This is a genomic window from Niabella sp. CPT15-335-S11 (assembly GCF_058792415.1).
The window spans coordinates 79,494-96,945 of record NZ_JBYTEI010000008.1; the positions used below are offsets into that span (position 1 = coordinate 79,494).

The 17,452-nt window shown below is 46.0% G+C and carries 28 protein-coding genes; 3 read left to right on the forward strand and 25 right to left on the reverse strand.

Annotated elements, in window-relative coordinates:
* The first annotated feature begins 10 nt into the window (after nucleotides 1–10).
* Nucleotides 11–793 carry a diaminopimelate epimerase gene (dapF, locus tag AC3WS5_RS15605; RefSeq protein ID WP_492468332.1) on the forward strand — a complete coding sequence of 261 codons (783 nt, stop codon included), beginning with the start codon at nucleotides 11–13 and terminating at the stop codon, nucleotides 791–793.
* A 1-nt stretch (nucleotide 794) separates the two neighbouring features.
* Nucleotides 795–1,241 carry an NUDIX hydrolase gene (locus AC3WS5_RS15610; RefSeq protein WP_492468333.1) on the forward strand — a complete coding sequence of 149 codons (447 nt, stop codon included), beginning with the start codon at nucleotides 795–797 and terminating at the stop codon, nucleotides 1,239–1,241.
* A 96-nt stretch (nucleotides 1,242–1,337) separates the two neighbouring features.
* Here the strand turns inward: AC3WS5_RS15610 and AC3WS5_RS15615 are convergent, their stop codons facing one another.
* The 25 genes from AC3WS5_RS15615 to AC3WS5_RS15735 all read right to left on the reverse strand — a co-directional run bounded on the left by AC3WS5_RS15615 (nucleotide 1,338) and on the right by AC3WS5_RS15735 (nucleotide 16,280).
* On the reverse strand, nucleotides 1,338–2,606 hold the full coding sequence (locus AC3WS5_RS15615) for a BaiN/RdsA family NAD(P)/FAD-dependent oxidoreductase (RefSeq protein ID WP_492468334.1): 1,269 nt from the start codon (nucleotides 2,604–2,606) through the stop codon (nucleotides 1,338–1,340).
* A 189-nt stretch (nucleotides 2,607–2,795) separates the two neighbouring features.
* Nucleotides 2,796–3,608, reverse strand: a complete 813-nt coding sequence (gene map, locus AC3WS5_RS15620; protein ID WP_492468335.1) for a type I methionyl aminopeptidase — start codon at nucleotides 3,606–3,608, stop codon at nucleotides 2,796–2,798.
* A gap of 69 nt (nucleotides 3,609–3,677) precedes the next feature.
* Nucleotides 3,678–5,018 carry a preprotein translocase subunit SecY gene (secY, locus tag AC3WS5_RS15625; RefSeq protein WP_492468336.1) on the reverse strand — a complete coding sequence of 447 codons (1,341 nt, stop codon included), beginning with the start codon at nucleotides 5,016–5,018 and terminating at the stop codon, nucleotides 3,678–3,680.
* A 65-nt stretch (nucleotides 5,019–5,083) separates the two neighbouring features.
* Complete coding sequence (rplO, locus tag AC3WS5_RS15630) at nucleotides 5,084–5,533, reverse strand: 50S ribosomal protein L15 (protein WP_492468337.1); 450 nt, start codon at nucleotides 5,531–5,533, stop codon at nucleotides 5,084–5,086.
* Nucleotides 5,534–5,659: 126 nt separating this feature from the next.
* Complete coding sequence (gene rpmD, locus AC3WS5_RS15635) at nucleotides 5,660–5,839, reverse strand: 50S ribosomal protein L30 (RefSeq protein ID WP_492468338.1); 180 nt, start codon at nucleotides 5,837–5,839, stop codon at nucleotides 5,660–5,662.
* Nucleotides 5,840–6,047: 208 nt separating this feature from the next.
* A complete protein-coding gene (gene rpsE / locus AC3WS5_RS15640; protein ID WP_492468339.1) occupies nucleotides 6,048–6,566 on the reverse strand; it encodes a 30S ribosomal protein S5 in 519 nt (172 codons plus the stop codon).
* 25 nt (nucleotides 6,567–6,591) lie between these two features.
* Nucleotides 6,592–6,948, reverse strand: coding sequence for a 50S ribosomal protein L18 (rplR, locus tag AC3WS5_RS15645; protein WP_492468340.1), 357 nt, complete (start codon nucleotides 6,946–6,948; stop codon nucleotides 6,592–6,594).
* Between the two features lie 101 nt (nucleotides 6,949–7,049).
* Nucleotides 7,050–7,604, reverse strand: a complete 555-nt coding sequence (rplF, locus tag AC3WS5_RS15650) for a 50S ribosomal protein L6 (RefSeq protein WP_492468341.1) — start codon at nucleotides 7,602–7,604, stop codon at nucleotides 7,050–7,052.
* A gap of 161 nt (nucleotides 7,605–7,765) precedes the next feature.
* The gene (gene rpsH, locus AC3WS5_RS15655) at nucleotides 7,766–8,164 is read right to left on the reverse strand and encodes a 30S ribosomal protein S8 (RefSeq protein WP_492468342.1); all 399 of its coding nucleotides are present in this window, start codon (nucleotides 8,162–8,164) and stop codon (nucleotides 7,766–7,768) included.
* An 87-nt stretch (nucleotides 8,165–8,251) separates the two neighbouring features.
* The gene (gene rpsN, locus AC3WS5_RS15660; RefSeq protein ID WP_492468343.1) at nucleotides 8,252–8,521 is read right to left on the reverse strand and encodes a 30S ribosomal protein S14; all 270 of its coding nucleotides are present in this window, start codon (nucleotides 8,519–8,521) and stop codon (nucleotides 8,252–8,254) included.
* Between the two features lie 35 nt (nucleotides 8,522–8,556).
* On the reverse strand, nucleotides 8,557–9,123 hold the full coding sequence (gene rplE, locus AC3WS5_RS15665) for a 50S ribosomal protein L5 (protein WP_492468344.1): 567 nt from the start codon (nucleotides 9,121–9,123) through the stop codon (nucleotides 8,557–8,559).
* 27 nt (nucleotides 9,124–9,150) lie between these two features.
* The gene (gene rplX / locus AC3WS5_RS15670; RefSeq protein ID WP_492468345.1) at nucleotides 9,151–9,486 is read right to left on the reverse strand and encodes a 50S ribosomal protein L24; all 336 of its coding nucleotides are present in this window, start codon (nucleotides 9,484–9,486) and stop codon (nucleotides 9,151–9,153) included.
* Nucleotides 9,487–9,591: 105 nt separating this feature from the next.
* Nucleotides 9,592–9,960 (reverse strand): 50S ribosomal protein L14, encoded by a 369-nt coding sequence (gene rplN / locus AC3WS5_RS15675; RefSeq protein WP_492468346.1) that lies wholly within the window; start codon nucleotides 9,958–9,960, stop codon nucleotides 9,592–9,594.
* Between the two features lie 71 nt (nucleotides 9,961–10,031).
* Complete coding sequence (gene rpsQ, locus AC3WS5_RS15680; RefSeq protein ID WP_492468347.1) at nucleotides 10,032–10,289, reverse strand: 30S ribosomal protein S17; 258 nt, start codon at nucleotides 10,287–10,289, stop codon at nucleotides 10,032–10,034.
* A gap of 30 nt (nucleotides 10,290–10,319) precedes the next feature.
* Nucleotides 10,320–10,535 (reverse strand): 50S ribosomal protein L29, encoded by a 216-nt coding sequence (gene rpmC / locus AC3WS5_RS15685; RefSeq protein WP_492468348.1) that lies wholly within the window; start codon nucleotides 10,533–10,535, stop codon nucleotides 10,320–10,322.
* Between the two features lie 11 nt (nucleotides 10,536–10,546).
* Nucleotides 10,547–10,969, reverse strand: a complete 423-nt coding sequence (rplP, locus tag AC3WS5_RS15690; protein ID WP_492468349.1) for a 50S ribosomal protein L16 — start codon at nucleotides 10,967–10,969, stop codon at nucleotides 10,547–10,549.
* 90 nt (nucleotides 10,970–11,059) lie between these two features.
* Nucleotides 11,060–11,815, reverse strand: a complete 756-nt coding sequence (gene rpsC, locus AC3WS5_RS15695; RefSeq protein ID WP_492468350.1) for a 30S ribosomal protein S3 — start codon at nucleotides 11,813–11,815, stop codon at nucleotides 11,060–11,062.
* A gap of 105 nt (nucleotides 11,816–11,920) precedes the next feature.
* Nucleotides 11,921–12,256: a 50S ribosomal protein L22 gene (gene rplV, locus AC3WS5_RS15700; protein ID WP_492468351.1), complete on the reverse strand. Its 336-nt coding sequence runs from the start codon at nucleotides 12,254–12,256 to the stop codon at nucleotides 11,921–11,923.
* A gap of 42 nt (nucleotides 12,257–12,298) precedes the next feature.
* On the reverse strand, nucleotides 12,299–12,565 hold the full coding sequence (rpsS, locus tag AC3WS5_RS15705) for a 30S ribosomal protein S19 (RefSeq protein ID WP_492468353.1): 267 nt from the start codon (nucleotides 12,563–12,565) through the stop codon (nucleotides 12,299–12,301).
* A 42-nt stretch (nucleotides 12,566–12,607) separates the two neighbouring features.
* A complete protein-coding gene (gene rplB / locus AC3WS5_RS15710) occupies nucleotides 12,608–13,447 on the reverse strand; it encodes a 50S ribosomal protein L2 (RefSeq protein ID WP_492468355.1) in 840 nt (279 codons plus the stop codon).
* Nucleotides 13,448–13,519: 72 nt separating this feature from the next.
* Nucleotides 13,520–13,819 carry a 50S ribosomal protein L23 gene (gene rplW, locus AC3WS5_RS15715; protein WP_492468357.1) on the reverse strand — a complete coding sequence of 100 codons (300 nt, stop codon included), beginning with the start codon at nucleotides 13,817–13,819 and terminating at the stop codon, nucleotides 13,520–13,522.
* A 41-nt stretch (nucleotides 13,820–13,860) separates the two neighbouring features.
* Nucleotides 13,861–14,499 (reverse strand): 50S ribosomal protein L4, encoded by a 639-nt coding sequence (rplD, locus tag AC3WS5_RS15720; RefSeq protein WP_492468359.1) that lies wholly within the window; start codon nucleotides 14,497–14,499, stop codon nucleotides 13,861–13,863.
* Nucleotides 14,500–14,535: 36 nt separating this feature from the next.
* Nucleotides 14,536–15,153: a 50S ribosomal protein L3 gene (rplC, locus tag AC3WS5_RS15725; protein WP_492468361.1), complete on the reverse strand. Its 618-nt coding sequence runs from the start codon at nucleotides 15,151–15,153 to the stop codon at nucleotides 14,536–14,538.
* A gap of 295 nt (nucleotides 15,154–15,448) precedes the next feature.
* A complete protein-coding gene (gene rpsJ / locus AC3WS5_RS15730) occupies nucleotides 15,449–15,754 on the reverse strand; it encodes a 30S ribosomal protein S10 (protein ID WP_008584585.1) in 306 nt (101 codons plus the stop codon).
* Between the two features lie 133 nt (nucleotides 15,755–15,887).
* On the reverse strand, nucleotides 15,888–16,280 hold the full coding sequence (locus AC3WS5_RS15735) for a family 43 glycosylhydrolase (protein ID WP_492468383.1): 393 nt from the start codon (nucleotides 16,278–16,280) through the stop codon (nucleotides 15,888–15,890).
* A gap of 50 nt (nucleotides 16,281–16,330) precedes the next feature.
* Between AC3WS5_RS15735 and AC3WS5_RS15740 the strand changes: the two genes are divergently transcribed.
* Nucleotides 16,331–17,383, forward strand: coding sequence for a DUF6807 domain-containing protein (locus AC3WS5_RS15740; RefSeq protein WP_492468364.1), 1,053 nt, complete (start codon nucleotides 16,331–16,333; stop codon nucleotides 17,381–17,383).
* Nucleotides 17,384–17,452 lie beyond the last annotated feature (69 nt).

The following is a 17,452-nucleotide window of genomic DNA, read 5'->3' on the forward strand; positions in this document are numbered from 1 at the left end:
TAACATGACTATGAAATTTTATAAATACCAGGGAACCGGAAATGATTTTATCCTGGTGGATAACCGCAACCACAAATACGACGGACTGACGGAAGAAGTTATTAAACGATGTTGTGACCGGCGCTTTGGAATCGGAGCAGATGGGTTTATGATGCTGAACAGCAGCACCGAATATGATTTTGAGATGGTATATTATAATGCCGATGGCAAAGAAGGAAGCATGTGCGGAAATGGAGGCCGATGCATCACGCAGTTTGCCTACGATACCGGAATGGTCAAGACAAATTTTAATTTCCTGGCCGTGGATGGACCGCATGAATCTGCCATCTACGATCCGGGAATCGTATCGCTAAAGATGAGAGACGTGAACGAAATCAGTAAGTATCACGGCGATAGTACCGTAAACACAGGTTCTCCTCATCTGGTAAAAAACGTTGAAGATGTATCAAAAGTGGATGTCATCAAAGAAGGGAGAAAGATCCGTTACAATAACGACTTCAATGAAGAAGGAATCAATGTAAACTTCGTGGAAGTAAAAGATGACAACAACCTTGTTGTAAGAACCTATGAGCGGGGTGTGGAAGATGAAACGTTTTCCTGCGGTACGGGAGTTACCGCTTCAGCCCTGGTTTATTTTCATAATGAAAATGGATTCAATGAAGTGTATATTGACACACCCGGTGGTCAACTGACCGTCAGATTCAGACGGAACACCGATGGCACTTACGAAAGGATCTGGCTGAAAGGCCCTGCAACAAAGGTTTTTGAAGGAACAATCGATCTGAATATTTAATATGATAACTGCATTTAATATTAGGGTTTACGGCGTATTGATCAATGATGCCCGGCAAGTACTTGTTAGCGACGAACGGATTTTGAACCACAACCTCGAGGTTACAAAATTCCCCGGCGGCGGCCTGGAATTTGGAGAAGGTACTATCGACTGTATCAAGCGGGAGTGTATGGAAGAAATGAATATCAGGATCGAAGTATTAGATCACCTGTATACCACGGATTATTTCCAGCAGTCAGCTTTTAATGATGCGCACCAGCTGATTTCCATTTACTATGTGATTAAATCGCTTCAGCCGCTAAACTATCCGGTTAATAACGGGCGCGCTGTATATCCCGACAAGGTCTCAGAAATCTTCAGATTTGTAGACTGGTCTTATTTTAATGAGGATCTTATGACACTACCGGTTGATAAGATCGCAGCAAGAATCCTGAAAGAGAAGTTTTAACCAAAGTTTTTCGAATGCCAACGAGGCTTACAAGCCCGTTCTAATCAAATCTAACGGCCATTAGCTTGTGCAAATCGCAGTCCATGAAGAGATCGGCTAATTCCCGGAAACCCGCGTTGTAATGGCCTTTGCGGCGACAAATCCCGTACTCCACGCATTCTGAAAATTGAATCCTCCTGTAACTCCATCCACATCAATGATCTCGCCCGCGAAATACAAATTGGGTACGATCTTGCTCATCATTGTCCGGTGATCTATCTCGCGGAGATTGATGCCGCCCGCGGTAACAAATTCTTCCTTGAATACCGATTTACCCTTCACACCGCAGTGCCAATCCTGTAGGTTCCCAGCCAGCTTTTGAAATTGTTTGGCAGAAAGATCGGCCCACCGTAAACTTTCGGGGATATCAGACTCCTGCAAAAGAAACTCCCAAAGTCGCGCAGGAAGCCCAAAATTATTTCTATGAAATATTCTTTGCGATGCATGAGTTGCCCGCAACTGGCTAAGTTGTTCCCTGAGTATTTGCTCATTCAGATGTGGTAACCAATTAACACGCAGGTCAAATTGCCAATGGACATCTGCCAGATCCCTGGCGGCAAAAGCGCTCAGGCGCAATACGCATGGCCCGCTCAGCCCCCAATGTGTTATTAATAAAGGGCCACGCTCCTGCCTCCCCGATCCGGCTATTTTAATTCGGACGTCGGGCAGACTGACTCCCATCAAACTTCTGATTGGGTTGCCTGGCAGATTGAAGGTAAAAAGCGACGGTACCGGCGGAATAAAGGTATGACCCAGTTCTTTCAGCCAGCGGGAGTCTGCCCCAAAAAAGTTTCCGCCTGTTGCTACACAAACATAATGAGCCTCAATTTGCTGACCATCGGAATGAGTTAACAGAAATTTATCACCTACAAGTGATATTCGTTCAATTTGAACATGCGTCCGGACTTCCACCCGATAATCGGAGGCTTCATGCAACAGGCAATCAATAATTGATTGAGACGAATCGCTGATCGGGAATATTCTGCCATCAGCCTCGGTCTTGTGCGCTACACCCCGTTTTGCGAACCATTCGATAATGTCGTTTGTAAAAAATTGATGGAAGATCTTCCTGACAAAATGTTCACCGCGTGGATACTGTCTGGCCATCACCTCCCTTTCAAAACAGGCATGGGTGAAATTACAACGGCCACCACCACTTATTTTTACCTTGGACAAGAGCTTGCCTGTCTTTTCCAGAATGATCACTTTCAAAGAAGGATTCAGCCGGGCTGCGTTGATCGCGCAGAAAAAACCGGCAGCGCCGCCACCCACTATAACAGCCACGGGTTGCTTGTCCGTGCTCGTATTTTGATGACCGACTTGCATGGTTAATCCGCAATAAATTTAAAAACTTTTTAATAACACCACGCTGGATGGCCGGATTCTATAACAAATAAAAAAGATATACCTGGTACTTCTCTTGATAGTCAGCGACAACTCTTTTGGAAACGCCGTCAAAACCTGAATGTGGCCGATGGAGATGAACAGTTCGATTTACCGTAGAATACGATTCATTTAATAAGCTACAAACAGTTCGGGGTTCTTTCTTTCCGCCTCCTCGATGCCGGAATAGTCAGAGAGAATATCAGCCTTACCTCTCTTGACGCAAACGTCATGTTCAAAATGCGCAGAAGCCTTCCCGTCACGGGTTCTGATCGTCCAGCCATCGTCATCCGTAAACACGTCCTTCTTTCCCAGGTTGATCATGGGTTCAATGGCTAGCACCATCCCCTTCTTCAGCATCGTACCCGTACCCCGCCTGCCGTAATTGGGTACCTGAGGATCTTCATGCAGATTTCTTCCCAGACCGTGCCCGACTAATTCCCGGACTACGCCGTATCCATGTACTTTTTCGGTGTACTCCTGAATGGCTGCGGCAATGTCTCCCACACGGTTGCCTGCAATTGCTTTTTCAATGCCCAGATAAAGAGATTCCCTGGTCACCCGGATCATTTTCTGTACAGCGGGATCGGGCTCACCAATCGCAAAAGTATAGGCGCTATCACCATGCCAGCCATTCAGAATCACACCTACATCAACTGAAATAATATCACCCTCTCTAAGCAGCTCCTTGTTTGGAAAACCGTGAACAACCACATCGTTCACCGAAATACATGCCGCACCTGGAAATGGGTTTTCCCGGGGACCGTAGCCTTTAAAAGAAGGAATAGCATGGTGATCACGAATAAATTGATCAATTGCCTGATCCAGCTCAACGGTAGTCATACCAGGCTTCAGAATCCTGGCGGCTTCAGCAATTGTATCGCTCACCAATAAAGCGCTCTTGCGCATTAATTCAACCTGTTCATCAGATTTTATATGGATCATATGCTGGATTTTAAGCGAAAAACCCGGCGATGAATTTCTACCGGGTTTGACTCGAATATTTTAAGAAATTTAATACTGCACTGCAGATGAACTCTGTCTCCCCTGGATCCGGCCGCTCTTCATTAGGCCATCATATTGACGCATCATCAACTGCGTTTCAATCTGCTGGAGTGTATCCAGAATTACGCCCACGTTGATCAGCAGAGAAGTTCCACCGAAAAACATGGCAAATCCCTGAGTCATACCGAACAGCAACTGAATGATTCCGGGCAGGATACCCACGAACGCCAGCAGGACAGATCCCGGTAGGGTGATACGGTCCATAATGGTACCGATGTAATCTGTTGTAGGCTGACCTGGCTTCACCCCGGGAATGAACCCGTTGTTTTGTTTGAGGTTGTCCGAAATCTGTTTGGGATTAAATATCAATGCCGTGTACAGGAAAGTAAATCCGATCACCACACCGCCATAAATCAGCATATACCATCCGCTTGTATGATCGGTAAACGCCCTCCCCAGGTTTGTATTAGGGTTGCTCATCGTGAAGAGTGTGGGGACGAACATGATGGCCTGCGCAAAAATGATCGGCATTACACCCGCGCTGTTAACCTTCAGCGGTAAAAACTGGCGGGCGCCTCCAAACTGACGGTTACCCACAATTTGTTTCGCATAATTCACGGGAACTTTACGAACGCCCTGAATCAGCATGATACAACCCATATTGATAGCTATAAAAAGTGCGATCTCAATTATAAAGATCAAAATATCACCGGTGCGGGTAGATCTGAAAGTCAGTTCCTGCACGATCGCCTGCGGAAAACGTGCCAAAATTCCCACCATGATGATCAGGGATGTACCGTTACCGAGTCCCTTGTCCGTGATCTTCTCGCCCAGCCACATCACAAACAATGTTCCTGCCGTAAGAATGATTACCGTCGTGAATACAAAAAAAGCAGCGGGGTAACTGGCTACGATAGCCTGACCGGAGGTTTGCCTCAAATAGGTTACATAGGCGAACGCCTGCACCAGGGTAACAACTACGGTGATATATCGGGTAATCTGATTGATTTTCTTTCTACCGCTTTCCCCTTCTTTTTGCATTTTCTGGAATGATGGAACCAGAACGGTCATGAGCTGTACAAAGATAGAAGCGGTGATATAGGGCATGATCCCCAGCGCAAGAATAGAGGCCATGTTAAAAGCGCCTCCTGCGAAAGTATTGATCAGATCCAGGATACCTGTGCGGGCGTTGTTTTGACTAACTTCCTTTAAAATAATCGGATTGATGCCCGGCAACACGATATGAGCACCCACCCGGTAAACAGCCACAAGCAGTAAAGTATAAAGAATCTTGCTCTTGAGTTCTTCGATACTCCAGATATTCTTTAGTGTTTGAATTAGTTTTTTCACCTGACTTCTTTTTTATCTATTCGGCAAATGAATGACGCTAATACTTGCGCCGGTATTTGAAGGATCTATTTTACGATTTCTACGGTTCCGCCTGCTCCCTCCACAATTGTTTTGGCTTTGGCGCTGGCCGCGTTTACCTTCACAGAGAAACTTCCTTTCAGCTCGCCTTTCGCCAGCAATTTCAGTTTGTCTGTCTGGCTGATCAAACCAATCTCATACATATTCTCCGGCGTGAATTCTTTCAGTCCGTAAGTTTCAGCCCACTGATCCAACTGGCCAACATTCACCACTTTATATTCCACGCGATGCGGATTCTTAAATCCTCTCTTGGGAATACGACGCTGAATAGGCATCTGGCCCCCTTCATGCCCCATTTTCCTTTTATAACCGGCGCGGCTCTGACCACCTTTGTTACCTTTTGTGGAAGTACCACCGTAACCACTGCCTTCACCCCGGCCAATTCTTTTTTCCTTGTGTACAGAACCCTTAGCAGGTTTTAATTCGTGTAATTTCATGTTTTTTCTTTTTACTTGCGCCCCGGAATACTATCCTCTAAATTATAACACCTGAACGCGGGGTTTTCCGGAACTCGCCGCAGCCTTTTAAGGATGACCGCTGTCCCTGCATCCAGATCAGATCGATTAAACTTCTTCTACTTTAAGCATGTGTTCAACCTTACGAATCATGCCCAGCAATTGAGGAGTCGCTTCCACTTCCCTGCTGCTGTTGGTTTTATTCAGCCCCAGCGCCTGCAAGGTCAATTTTTGCCGTGCGGGTCGATCAATCGGACTCTTTATTAATGTAATCTTAAGCTTTTTCATTTCAATATTATTTGTTTTCTTCCTTGGCTACCTTTCTGCCATCTGGTTTACCTGGAAGCAAATACGTATGACTAATTTATAACTAACTGAATATTTGCTGTTGTTCATATCAAGAGCTCATCGGGCTCAACTCCCTTCCTGCCTGCTCTTACCGGATCTACGGGAAATATCAATAACCCCTCCCGGGGTCAGATCCTACATCCCCCCCCTATCCGTTAAAAACTTTTTTTAGGCCCAGGTTACGGGTCCTCGCTATATTTACCGGTTCACGCATCATGGCAAGCGCTTTAACAGTGGCTTTCACAACATTATGCGGATTTGCGGACCCCAGCGACTTTGCGAGTACGTCTGTGATACCTACGGCTTCAAGAACAGCTCTCATGGAACCTCCGGAAATTACGCCGGTACCGGGAGTAGCCGGCTTAATCATCACCTTGGCAGCCCCTTCCTTGCACCATTGATCGTGAGGCACGGTACCTTTCAGAATAGGCACTTTGATCAGGTTCTTTTTTGCGTCTTCAATTCCTTTCGTAATAGCTTCCTGTACTTCCTTGGCCTTTCCAAGTCCGTGACCTACGATACCATTCCCGTCACCCACCACAACCAGGGCAGAAAAGCTGAAAGCGCGTCCGCCTTTAGTGGTTTTAACCACACGATTAATTGATACGACTTTGTCTTTCAGTTCGAGGTCGGTCGCTTTTACTTTGTTAAAAATAACTTTTGACATTATTTCAATTTATAATTATACTTGATTAAAACTCTAACCCGGCCTCGCGTGCACCATCAGCCAGGGCTTTTACACGGCCATGATACAGGTACCCCCCCCTGTCAAAAACAACCTTCGTCACATTCAGGCCGACAGCTTTTTTTGCTATTGCAACACCTACCAATTTACTCTTCTCGATCTTGGTACCAGCCTCCGTGGTGATATCTTTATCTTTTGAAGAAGCTGCAGCGATGGTAACCATTTTTGTATCATCGATAAGCTGAGCATAAATATCCGTATTGCTGCGAAATATAGCCAGCCTGGGCTTTTCGGCCGTGCCACTCAATTTTTGGCGAATAGTGTTACGGATTTTATTTCTCCTGATCGTTTTTGTGTTTGCCATTTTCTTTCAATTTGTTATTTGTACCCGCCTCATCGCGGTCCCGGAATTGCGAAACTGTTTTTCCAAATTGTTACCGCTCTCCGTCAATTGCTGAACTTTATTTACTTACCTGCAGATTTACCCGCTTTCTTCCGAACTACCTCACCCGCGAATCTAACACCTTTGCCTTTATAAGGTTCTGGTTTACGCAGGCTGCGGATCTTTGCGCACACTGCGCCCACCAGTTGCTTGTCGCTCCCTGAAATTGTTATGGTAGGATTTTGTCCTTTCAACGTTTCAGTGGCTACAGTCAACTCTGAAGGAACGGCAAAAATAATATTATGTGAATATCCAAGAGAAAGATCCAGTAAATTTCCCTGGTTGGACGCTTTAAAACCAACACCTACAAGTTCCATTTTCTTAGAGTATCCTTCAGATACTCCTTTCACCAGGTTTGCCAGCAACGCGCGGTATAAGCCGTGCTGGGCGCGGTGCCTGATCTGGTCTGTCGGTCTGGTCAACACGATCTCACCGTCTTTAACCTCAACTTTAATATCGCGGTCCACTTCCTGACTGAGCTGACCTTTTTTTCCTTTAACCGTTACCACATTCTCCTTATCAACCTGAACGGTTACTCCTTCAGGGATACTTACCGGTTGTCTTCCTATACGTGACATAACTTTATTTTTGAATCAATAATGAAAGGGCATTGCGCCCAATGGGTTCGATATACTGTCCAAATGTGTTCAGGTTCCGTATAGAGACCTTAAATTGTCATTTGGACCTATTTTAGCCGGGACTCCGCTTTCCAGAAAAGTGAAAAGCATCACCCCGATTCTTAGTAAATGTAACAAAGAACTTCGCCGCCCACATTCTGGGCCCTTGCCTCTTTATCGGTCATCACACCTTTGGATGTGGACAGGATGGCAACACCCAGTCCGTTTTTCACACGACGGATCTCGGCGGGTTTTGCATACTGCCTCAATCCCGGGCGACTCACTCTCTCCAGGCTTTGAATAGCCGGTTGCTTAGTGCCTGCATCATATTTCAGTGCGATCTTGATGATCCCCTGCTTCTGATCTTCCTCAAATTTGTATTTGAGGATATAACCCTGGTTGTAAAGAATTTCAGTAATTCTTTTCTTGAGGTTTGATGCTGGAATATCCACCACACGATGGCCGGCCATCTGTGCATTACGAATTCTTGTTAAAAAATCTGCAATTGGATCTGTTACCATTTTTAAGTATAGATTAAATCAGTTCTTAATTTTTGGGCGTTTATCATCTGATAAATCGTCCTGTCTTACACCGTTGATCTGAATAGATTACCAGCTCGCTTTTTTAAGTCCCGGGATTTTCCCATTCAGTGCCATGTCTCTCAGCGCAATCCTGGATATACCGAAATACCTGACATACCCTTTAGGACGGCCACTTAGCTGGCAACGGTTTTTTAAACGCACGCGGGAAGAGTTAATGGGAAGTTTGTCCAAAGCGGCCCAATCACCAGCTTTTTTAAGCTCTTCTCTTTTGGCGGCGAAATGGTCAACCATCTTTTCTCTTTTCCGTTGACGCGCTACAACTGAAGTTTTTGCCATATTTTCTAAATTTCAATTTTTTTCTGCGAGGGCAATTATTTTTTTACATTTTTGAAAGGCAGCCCCAATTCTTTCAGCAATTCAAAAGCTTCTTCGTCGGTTTGCGCCGAAGTAACAAACGTAATATCCATTCCGGTGATCTTATTCACTTTATCGATATCAATTTCCGGAAAGATGATCTGTTCAGTTACACCCATCGTGTAATTACCACGACCGTCAAAAGATTTTTCATTGATCCCTTTGAAATCTCTTACGCGAGGCAGGGCTACAGACACCAGGCGGTCCAGGAACTCATACATTTTTTCGCCTCTGAGGGTCACGCGGGCGCCAATAGGCATGCTCTTGCGCAGCTTAAAGTTCGAAATATCTTTTTTAGAGCTGGTTACTACCGCTTTTTGCCCGGTAATGGTAGAGAGTTCATCTGCAGCGATGTCCACCAGTTTCTTGTCGGTCACCGCCCCGTTCACACCACGGTTCAGGCAGATCTTCTCCAGCTTCGGAGCCTGCATAACAGATTTATAGGCGAACTTCTTAACCAGGGCAGGCGCTACCTCTTTCCTGTATTTTTCGGCAAGCCTGGGTGTATATGTTGTTGTGCTCATGTTCTATGTATTAAACAATATGAAATATTAAACTTTGGATCCGGATTTCTTTAAGATCCGGGTCGTTTTCCCTGCTTCCCGTTCCCGTTTTACTTTTGATGGCGCCTTGGCTTTAGCATCCCAAAGCATCACATTACTAATATGGATGGGAGCAGCTTTCTTGATCAGCCCGCCGCGGGTATCCTTGGCTGATGGTTTCGTGTGGCGGGTTTTGATATTCACGCCTTCCACCAACACTTTGGCATCATCCACCAATACTTCCAGCACCGTACGCGGTTTTGTCAGGTCTTTGTCTTCACCCGTGATTACAACCACCTGGTCGCCTTTTTTAATATTGTACTTGGGTTTAAATCTGTTGCTCATAATTTATCTGCTTAAAGCTTAATGCCTGGTGCTTGTTTCAAAAAGCCCCGGCTTATTTTTTAAAGATTGAGTATGTAAATACTTTCTGCTGCCGGCATTCAGCGTTTACAGTACTTCCGGAGCCAGGGATACTATTTTCATAAACCCCTTGTCGCGCAGTTCCCTCGCTACCGGCCCAAAAATACGGGTGCCGCGGGGCTCATCGGTAGCATTCAAAATCACCACCGCGTTGTCATCGAAACGGATATAAGAACCGTCCTTGCGACGCAGCTTATTGGTCGTCCTTACAATAACCGCCTTGGCCACTGTTCCTTTCTTGATACCGCCCGCCGGGGTGGCATCCTTCACCGTTACCACAATCTTATCTCCAATCCTTGCATAGCGCTGACCGCTATTGCCCAGCACCCTGATACAAAGTACTTCCTTGGCTCCACTGTTATCGGCCACATTTAAACGGCTTTCCTGCTGAATCATTTTTGTTCTGTTTAAAATTTGAGTTTGGAAATTTGAAATCGGTCTCCCAAATGCCAAATCCGGAATAAATATTATTTTACCTTCTCCATCACTTCCACCAGCCTCCAGCGTTTGATCTTGCTCAACGGACGGGTCTCCATGATCCTAACCATGTCGCCCACATTGCATTCATCCTTCTCATCATGAGCATGGAATTTGGAGGTTTTCTTAAGGAACTTACCGTAAAGTGGGTGTTTCACCTTTCTTTCCACGGCAACGGTAATGGTCTTGGCCATCTTATTGCTGGTCACTACGCCAATCCTTGTTTTTCTTAAATTTCTTTCAGACATTTTATATCTTTTGGCTAATTCTAAATTTCGTTACGCTTTATCAGTCGCAGCACCCTGCTTCAACAACGTTTCGATCCTGGCGATATCCTTGCGTAGGCCCCTAATGGACATCGGATTCTCTATCGGAGTAATCGCATGAGCGAATTCCAGTTTTTTAAGTCTCTGCCTGGTTTGCTCAAGCTGCAGCTTCAAGTCGTCGGCACTAAGCCCTTTGATGCTATTTATATATTCTTTCTTCTTTGACATGTTTCGAATTATTAGTTGGTGACTAAATCTCTCCGCATAGTGAATTTTGTTTTGATGGGCAGTTTACCGGAAGCAAGGGCCAAAGCTCTGCGGGCAACTTCTTCGCTCACACCATCCACTTCAAATATTATACGGCCTGGCTGTACCACGGCAGCCCAATACTCCAGGTTACCTTTACCTTTACCCATACGAACTTCAGCGGGCTTTTTAGTAATGGGCTTATCCGGAAAAATACGGATCCATACATTACCTTCCCTCTTCATACTACGGGTAAGGGCCTGACGTGCGGCCTCGATCTGCCGGTCAGTGATCCATTGAGAATCCTGGGCCTTCAAAGCATAGGAACCAAACGAGATAGTGGTACCCCTTTTCGCATCGCCTTTCATCCGGCCTTTTTGCATTTTCCTGTGCTTTGTTCTCTTCGGTTGTAACATCTTTATTTAATTTGACTATTCGACAATTTGATCCTCTGACCAGCCCGCCGGTTGCCGTTAGACATCCCAGCCGGTAAAGTCTCGACTATACTAATTTTTACGCTCACGCATTCCCCTGCGATCACCACGCCTGTCATCGCGGCGATGATCCCTGCGGTCGCCGGCGCTTACAGATTTCTCATTACCTGCTATGAAATTCGGGTTCAGATCCCTTTTTGCCAGTACTTCACCCTTACAGATCCACACCTTGATTCCGATCTTTCCGTAAACGGTCTGCGCGAATACATTGGCATAATCAATGTCCATCCGGAAAGTATGCAGCGGCACCCTTCCCTGCTTGAACTCCTCACTGCGCGCAATTTCTGCACCACCCAGCCTTCCGCTAAGTTTAACCTTGATACCCTCAGCTCCCATCCTCAGGGCGGAAGCAATGGCCATCTTGGTTGCACGTTTGAAATTGATACGATTCTCGATCTGACGGGCAATGGTATCTCCAACGATCATTGCATCTGTCTCCGGACGGCGGATCTCCAGAATATTGATCTGCACATCATTATTACCGGTCAGTTTTTTCAGCTCCTCTTTGATCCTGTCAACCTCTCCACCACCTTTACCGATGATAATGCCTGGTTTAGATGTATGGATGGTAATGATCAATTTACCCAGCGTGCGCTCAATCACAATTTTCGAAATACCACCTTTGCTGATGCGGGCATTCAGATAATTTCTGATTTTATCATCCTCAATTAACTTAGATGCAAAATCTTTTTTATTTCCATACCAGTTAGACTCCCATCCGCGGATGATCCCTAACCTGTTACCAATTGGATTTGCTTTTTGACCCATGTTTATTGGTTATACTTTTTTTTATTTCTTTTGTCTTTATGCGGCGCCATCTCTTTAATTTCTCTCAACACCTCGGGGCAGCCGTATTCAAGTCTTTTCTGTAACTTAAATTTGATCTACAATGATCGTTACATGGTTACTGCGCTTGCGGACCCTGTAACCCCTGCCTTGCGGTGCAGGGCGCATACGCTTCAGCGTTCTTCCCTCATCAACAAATATCGTCTTCACAATCAACGCACTCTCATCCCCCCCCTCGTTTGCCTGTTTCCAGTTGTTGATAGCATTCAGAACCAGCTTCCTAAGCGGAACCGCCGGATGCTTTGGATTATGCTCCAGCTCTGCCAGGGCTTTTTCTACCTTCTGACCCCTGATGAGATCAGCCAGTAACCTCATTTTACGGGGTGAAGTGGGATAGTTTCTAAGTTTTGCTACTGCTTCCATTATATTACGTTTCTTAGCTCTTACTTTCAGATTTTACAACACTTATTTACTGTTTGCATGTCCCTTGAAATGACGGGTGGGTGCAAACTCGCCCAATTTATGGCCAACCATGAACTCGGTAACATAAACCGGAATGAATTTATTTCCGTTATGTACAGCAAAAGTGTGACCTACAAAGTCGGGCGTGATGGTTGATCTGCGGCTCCAGGTCTTGATAACCGCCTTCTTGCTTTTTCCCTCATTGATAGCCATCACTTTCTTGTCCAGGTGAGTTGCTACATAAGGTCCTTTTTTAATCGAACGAGCCATGTTTATTTATAGTTTACTTTTTTGTATTAGTTTATTGATCAGTTATTTCGCCAGCTTGGAACCGTCCTTACGCTGAATGATCAGGGAATCGCTGGCCTTACCACGGGTCCTCGTTTTCTCCCCTTTAGCATATTTACCGGTACGGCTGCGCGGGTGTCCACCGGAAGCCCTTCCTTCACCACCACCCATCGGGTGATCTACAGGGTTCATCGCTACACCACGGGTGCGCGGCTTAATACCCTTCCACCTGTTGCGGCCGGCCTTTCCCATGCTCTGCAGGGAATGGTCGCTATTGCTCACCACACCAACCGTCGCCACACAATTGATCAATACTTTTCTCAGCTCACCAGAAGGCATTTTTAAGATCGCATATCGCTCTTCCTTGTTGGTCAACTGAGCCGAAGAACCTGCAGAACGCGCCAATACACCGCCCTGGCCCGGCTGCAATTCAATATTGTGAACGTTGGTACCCAGGGGCATAAACTTCAGCTGAAGTGCATTCCCGATTTCGGGCGCTACACTGTCGCCACTGATCACTTTTGTACCCACTTTCAATCCCTGCGGAGCAATAATATAACGCTTTTCACCATCAGAATACTCCACCAGGGCAATAAAAGCGGTACGGTTGGGATCGTATTCGATCGATTTAACCGTTGCCTCCACACCTTTCTTATTCCGCTTGAAATCCACGATCCTGTATTTCTTCTTGTGTCCACCACCGCGATAGCGCATGGTCAGGTGTCCGGATGAATTACGCCCGCCGGTGCTCTTTTTCTGCTCCACCAGGCTTTTTTCTGGCTGGGAGGTCGTAACCTCGGTAAAAGCATTACCAATTCTCCAGCGGGTTCCGGCTGTTACCGGCTTATATTTTTTTACTGCCATTGTTTTATTCCGTTACTTCTTACTTTTTAAATTCAACACTTCGCAGCGGTTGCTTGCTATTCTTTATTTGCCTTAAATATTGGCATACAGATCGATGGTCTCCCCTTCAGCTACTGTGATGTAAGCTTTCTTGAAGGAAGGCTTGCGCCCCTGAATAAAACCGGCTTTTGTATAACGGGTCTTATTCTTTGCAGGTGATACCACGGTATTCACGTCTGTAACCGTAACCCCGTAAAAGGTTTCAATAGCCTTTTTTATTTCAAGCTTGTTCGCTTTACGGGCCACTCTAAAAGCATAACGGCGGAACTTGTCCTGCATGGCGTTTGCCTTTTCCGTTATAATGGGTTTAATTAATATTTCGCTCGGTTTCATGATCAATTACGAATTACAATTTTAAATTTTCTTACCTGTTATCAGGCTTCTGCCGGAATTTCCTCTTCACTAAAGATCTTAGCCGCGCTTTCTGTTAACACCAGTACATCTGAGTTTACGATATCATAGGTATTCAGATCGCTCAGGGCAACACCCAACACAGAAGGAATATTTCTCAAAGACATCTCGATATTGTCGCTGGGCTCGGCCACCACGAACATCGATTTCTTATTATCAACCTGCAGATTCTTCAATATCTGATTAAAAGACTTTGTTTTAGGAGTTTCCAGGTTCACATCTTCCACCACCAGGATCGCATTCTCCTTCGTCTTATAGGAAAGGGCAGAGATCTTTGCAAGATCCTTTACTTTCCGGTTCAGTTTGAAGTTGTAATCGCGGGGTTTCGGTCCGAAAATGGTACCACCTCCTTTGTACAGCGGGTTGCGGATATTGCCCTTACGGCTTCCACCCGTACCCTTTTGCTTATGCAGTTTCCTGCTTGCGCCCTGTACTTCAGCGCGGGTCTTGACTTTATGCGTACCTTGACGCTGAGCCGCCAGAAACTGCTTCACCGCAAGATAAATTACGTGGTCATTGGGTTCTACACCAAAGATATCGTCGGGCAATTCTACCGAACGGCCTGTACCTTTACCTTCAATATTTAAAACTTCTACTTGCATTTTCTTAAAATTTTATAATTACAGGTTACCGGGAGTTTAATTTTGAATAAACACAATAGATCCGGTATGACCAGGCACTGAACCACTAACCAGGATATAATTTTTTTCAGGGAAGATCTTCACCACTTTCAATCCTTTCATCTTCACGCGGTCATTTCCCATACGTCCTGCCATCCGCATACCTTTCATTACCCGGCTGGCATCGGAAGAGTTACCCAGTGAACCTGGAGCGCGCTGGCGGTCGTGCTGACCGTGCGATTGCTCACCCACACCATGAAACCCATGACGTTTTACAACCCCCTGGAAGCCTTTACCCTTTGAAGTACCCACCACGCTTACTTTTTCACCTTCGGCGAAAATGTCAACAGTGATGGCTTCACCAATATTTTTTTCAATGGAAAAATCACGGAATTCTCTGGAAATCTTCTTAGCTGAAGTGTTGGCTTTAGCAAAATGGTTTTTTTCAGGCAGCGTAGTACGGTGTTCTTTTTTATCACCGAAAGAAAGTTGAAGCGCATCATATCCATCCGTCTCAAGGGTCTTAACCTGGGTGACGATACAAGGACCCGCCTCAATGATCGTACACGCAGTTTGCTTTCCTTCCGGATCGTAGATACTGGTCATTCCGAGTTTTTTCCCAATAATACCTTTCATTTTTTTCAATTTTATGCCTTACAGGATTATGGGGACTTTCAGGCTCCTGCCCGGAATCGATCCCAGTTTGCCACCGACCTTTTCTGTTTTTAAGAAGTACCGGCAGTAAACAAACCCTGAACGGCTTGTTTTATGTTGAAGCTTCCCCCAAATCTCAGCGTCAGTGCCGAAAATTCTCTGGAAGCCTGTCTATCTTCAGTGCTCTTTTGGTCCGCCCCCGGCGGATTTGAGAGATGAACATTCAAATATGATAAGAACTACAAATTCCCGGCATCTGGTCGGGAACTTCCGGCCGTCAGGCCTTAATCTCCACTTCCACACCACTGGGCAGATCCAGCTTGGACAGGGCATCTACCGTACGGGAAGAAGAGGTGTAAATGTCCAGTAATCTCTTATGCGTTGCGAGCTGAAACTGTTCGCGGCTCTTCTTATTTACGTGCGGCGAGCGTAGAACAGTAAAAATCTTGCGATGGGTCGGCAAAGGAATTGGGCCTGTAACCACAGCGCCTGTGCTGCGCACTGTCTTAACGATCTTTTCGGCGGATTTATCCACCAGATTGTGATCGTAAGACTGCAATTTTATTCTGATTCGTTGTGACATTGCTTAAAGACCCAATTTTATTTGGGAGTGCAAAGGTAAGGGGAAGAAATGTAAATATCTAATTTTAAGCTAAAAATATTCCCAAAAAAATCGCAAATAAAATCGGGCAAAGCCACACGCCACAACAATTTTATTATTTTATGACACGGGTGGGCACTCCTTCATTCGTAAGCGTCACAGGCCGGATCATTCCCGCATCATCAAAATACATCCGTTCAATACAGGTAACCCGTGCATTCCCGTCCTTCTCACCCAAAGGCCTGCGGTAATATATAATATAACATTCGTCCGTTCCCGGGATCCGGATCAAAGAGTGATGACCGGCACCCTTTCCGATCGCAGGATCCTGCTGCATGATTTTTCCTACCCGCTTGAAAGGCCGCAAAGGGGAATCCGCCACCACGTAGGCCACACTGTAATCGGGGCCCGTCCAGCTACCTTCCGACCACATGAAATAATACTTCCCGTTCCGGATAAACATCAACGGGCCTTCGACGTACTTATCGGGGGTAATTTCCTTAAAAATCTGCGCACCATCAGCCTTTTAATGTTTACCTTAGCCAAAAAACTACGCTGATGTCATACCCGAAATTGATTGCCACCGCCCTGATTTGTTCGTCCATAATGTATGCCCAGGCACAAAATAAATCCGGGGGATTCCGGTTTGTTGACCAACCGGCGAAAAAACAGGTTGATCTGGTTTTTAACGGAAAAAAACTCACCGCCTACTGCTATTACGATTCTGTATTCAAACCCGTGTTATGGCCGGTAAACACGTTGGATGGCATCACCATTACCCGCGGCTATCCCCTGGCGCCTGTAGCCGGCGAAAGAACCGATCATCCACACCATGTTGGTATCTGGATGAATTATGAATCCGTGAACGGTCTGGATTTCTGGAATAATTCGACCGCTATTCCGGCAGCGCGGAAACCTTTATACGGGCATATCCTCCATACAAAATTCCTGGGACGAAAAGCTTCCGGGAACAAGGCTTCACTAACGGCAGGTGCCGACTGGTTTACACAGGACGGGAAGCTGCTGATGAAAGAATTAACGACCTACGATTTTTCTGTGCAGGGTGACAAATTCCTGATCACACGCACATCGAAACTGACCGCCCAAAAAGAAAAAGTGGTGTTTAAAGACGTAAAAGATGGGTTCTTTGCCATCAGGGTGGCCAGAGAGCTGGAAATGCCATCCAGGGAACCAGCGGTTTTCATAGACGCGCACGGTAACCAGACCAAAGTCACGCCATCAACCGACCAGGTTTCTAACGGAATGTACTATAATAGTGACGGCGTTAAAGGCGATGCAGTCTGGAGCAGCCAGTCGCGCTGGGCACAACTTAAAGGCGTAAAAGACGGCAGCACCATCACGATCGCCATGTTCGACCACCCCGCCAATCCGGGCTACCCCACTTACTGGCATGCCCGGGGCTACGGACTTTTTGCCCTGAATCCCCTGGGCAGGAAAGTGTTCAGCAACGGTAAAGAGGAACTCAACCTTACGCTGGATCCAGGCGCCTCCGTTACTTTCCGATACAGGGTCCTGGTACATTCCGGCAAGGGCGTTTCAGATGGCGACCTCAACCGGCTGGCCGATGCCTTTGCTAAAGAAGTAAAATAATGCGTAAGGATCAGTTTCACGCTGCAGCACCAGGATAATCGGCGCAGCAGATTAGTAGCGCATCGCGTT

Bases quoted from the DNA above. Each gene is read 5' to 3' on its own strand.
- dapF (WP_492468332.1), top strand. From the start codon at position 11: ATGAAATTTTATAAATACCAGGGAACCGGAAATGATTTTATCCTGGTG.
- AC3WS5_RS15610 (WP_492468333.1), top strand. From the start codon at position 795: ATGATAACTGCATTTAATATTAGGGTTTACGGCGTATTGATCAATGAT.
- AC3WS5_RS15615 (WP_492468334.1), bottom strand. From the start codon at position 2,606: ATGCAAGTCGGTCATCAAAATACGAGCACGGACAAGCAACCCGTGGCT.
- map (WP_492468335.1), bottom strand. From the start codon at position 3,608: ATGATCCATATAAAATCTGATGAACAGGTTGAATTAATGCGCAAGAGC.
- rplO (WP_492468337.1), bottom strand. From the start codon at position 5,533: ATGAAATTACACGAATTAAAACCTGCTAAGGGTTCTGTACACAAGGAA.
- rpmD (WP_492468338.1), bottom strand. From the start codon at position 5,839: ATGAAAAAGCTTAAGATTACATTAATAAAGAGTCCGATTGATCGACCC.
- rpsE (WP_492468339.1), bottom strand. From the start codon at position 6,566: ATGTCAAAAGTTATTTTTAACAAAGTAAAAGCGACCGACCTCGAACTG.
- rplR (WP_492468340.1), bottom strand. From the start codon at position 6,948: ATGGCAAACACAAAAACGATCAGGAGAAATAAAATCCGTAACACTATT.
- rplF (WP_492468341.1), bottom strand. From the start codon at position 7,604: ATGTCACGTATAGGAAGACAACCGGTAAGTATCCCTGAAGGAGTAACC.
- rpsH (WP_492468342.1), bottom strand. From the start codon at position 8,164: ATGGTAACAGATCCAATTGCAGATTTTTTAACAAGAATTCGTAATGCA.
- rpsN (WP_492468343.1), bottom strand. From the start codon at position 8,521: ATGGCAAAAACTTCAGTTGTAGCGCGTCAACGGAAAAGAGAAAAGATG.
- rplE (WP_492468344.1), bottom strand. From the start codon at position 9,123: ATGAGCACAACAACATATACACCCAGGCTTGCCGAAAAATACAGGAAA.
- rplX (WP_492468345.1), bottom strand. From the start codon at position 9,486: ATGAGCAACAGATTTAAACCCAAGTACAATATTAAAAAAGGCGACCAG.
- rplN (WP_492468346.1), bottom strand. From the start codon at position 9,960: ATGATTCAGCAGGAAAGCCGTTTAAATGTGGCCGATAACAGTGGAGCC.
- rpsQ (WP_492468347.1), bottom strand. From the start codon at position 10,289: ATGTCTGAAAGAAATTTAAGAAAAACAAGGATTGGCGTAGTGACCAGC.
- rpmC (WP_492468348.1), bottom strand. From the start codon at position 10,535: ATGTCAAAGAAGAAAGAATATATAAATAGCATCAAAGGGCTTAGTGCC.
- rplP (WP_492468349.1), bottom strand. From the start codon at position 10,969: ATGTTACAACCGAAGAGAACAAAGCACAGGAAAATGCAAAAAGGCCGG.
- rpsC (WP_492468350.1), bottom strand. From the start codon at position 11,815: ATGGGTCAAAAAGCAAATCCAATTGGTAACAGGTTAGGGATCATCCGC.
- rplV (WP_492468351.1), bottom strand. From the start codon at position 12,256: ATGGAAGCAGTAGCAAAACTTAGAAACTATCCCACTTCACCCCGTAAA.
- rpsS (WP_492468353.1), bottom strand. From the start codon at position 12,565: ATGGCTCGTTCGATTAAAAAAGGACCTTATGTAGCAACTCACCTGGAC.
- rplB (WP_492468355.1), bottom strand. From the start codon at position 13,447: ATGGCAGTAAAAAAATATAAGCCGGTAACAGCCGGAACCCGCTGGAGA.
- rplW (WP_492468357.1), bottom strand. From the start codon at position 13,819: ATGAAACCGAGCGAAATATTAATTAAACCCATTATAACGGAAAAGGCA.
- rplD (WP_492468359.1), bottom strand. From the start codon at position 14,499: ATGCAAGTAGAAGTTTTAAATATTGAAGGTAAAGGTACAGGCCGTTCG.
- rplC (WP_492468361.1), bottom strand. From the start codon at position 15,153: ATGAAAGGTATTATTGGGAAAAAACTCGGAATGACCAGTATCTACGAT.
- rpsJ (WP_008584585.1), bottom strand. From the start codon at position 15,754: ATGTCACAACGAATCAGAATAAAATTGCAGTCTTACGATCACAATCTG.
- AC3WS5_RS15740 (WP_492468364.1), top strand. From the start codon at position 16,331: ATGTCATACCCGAAATTGATTGCCACCGCCCTGATTTGTTCGTCCATA.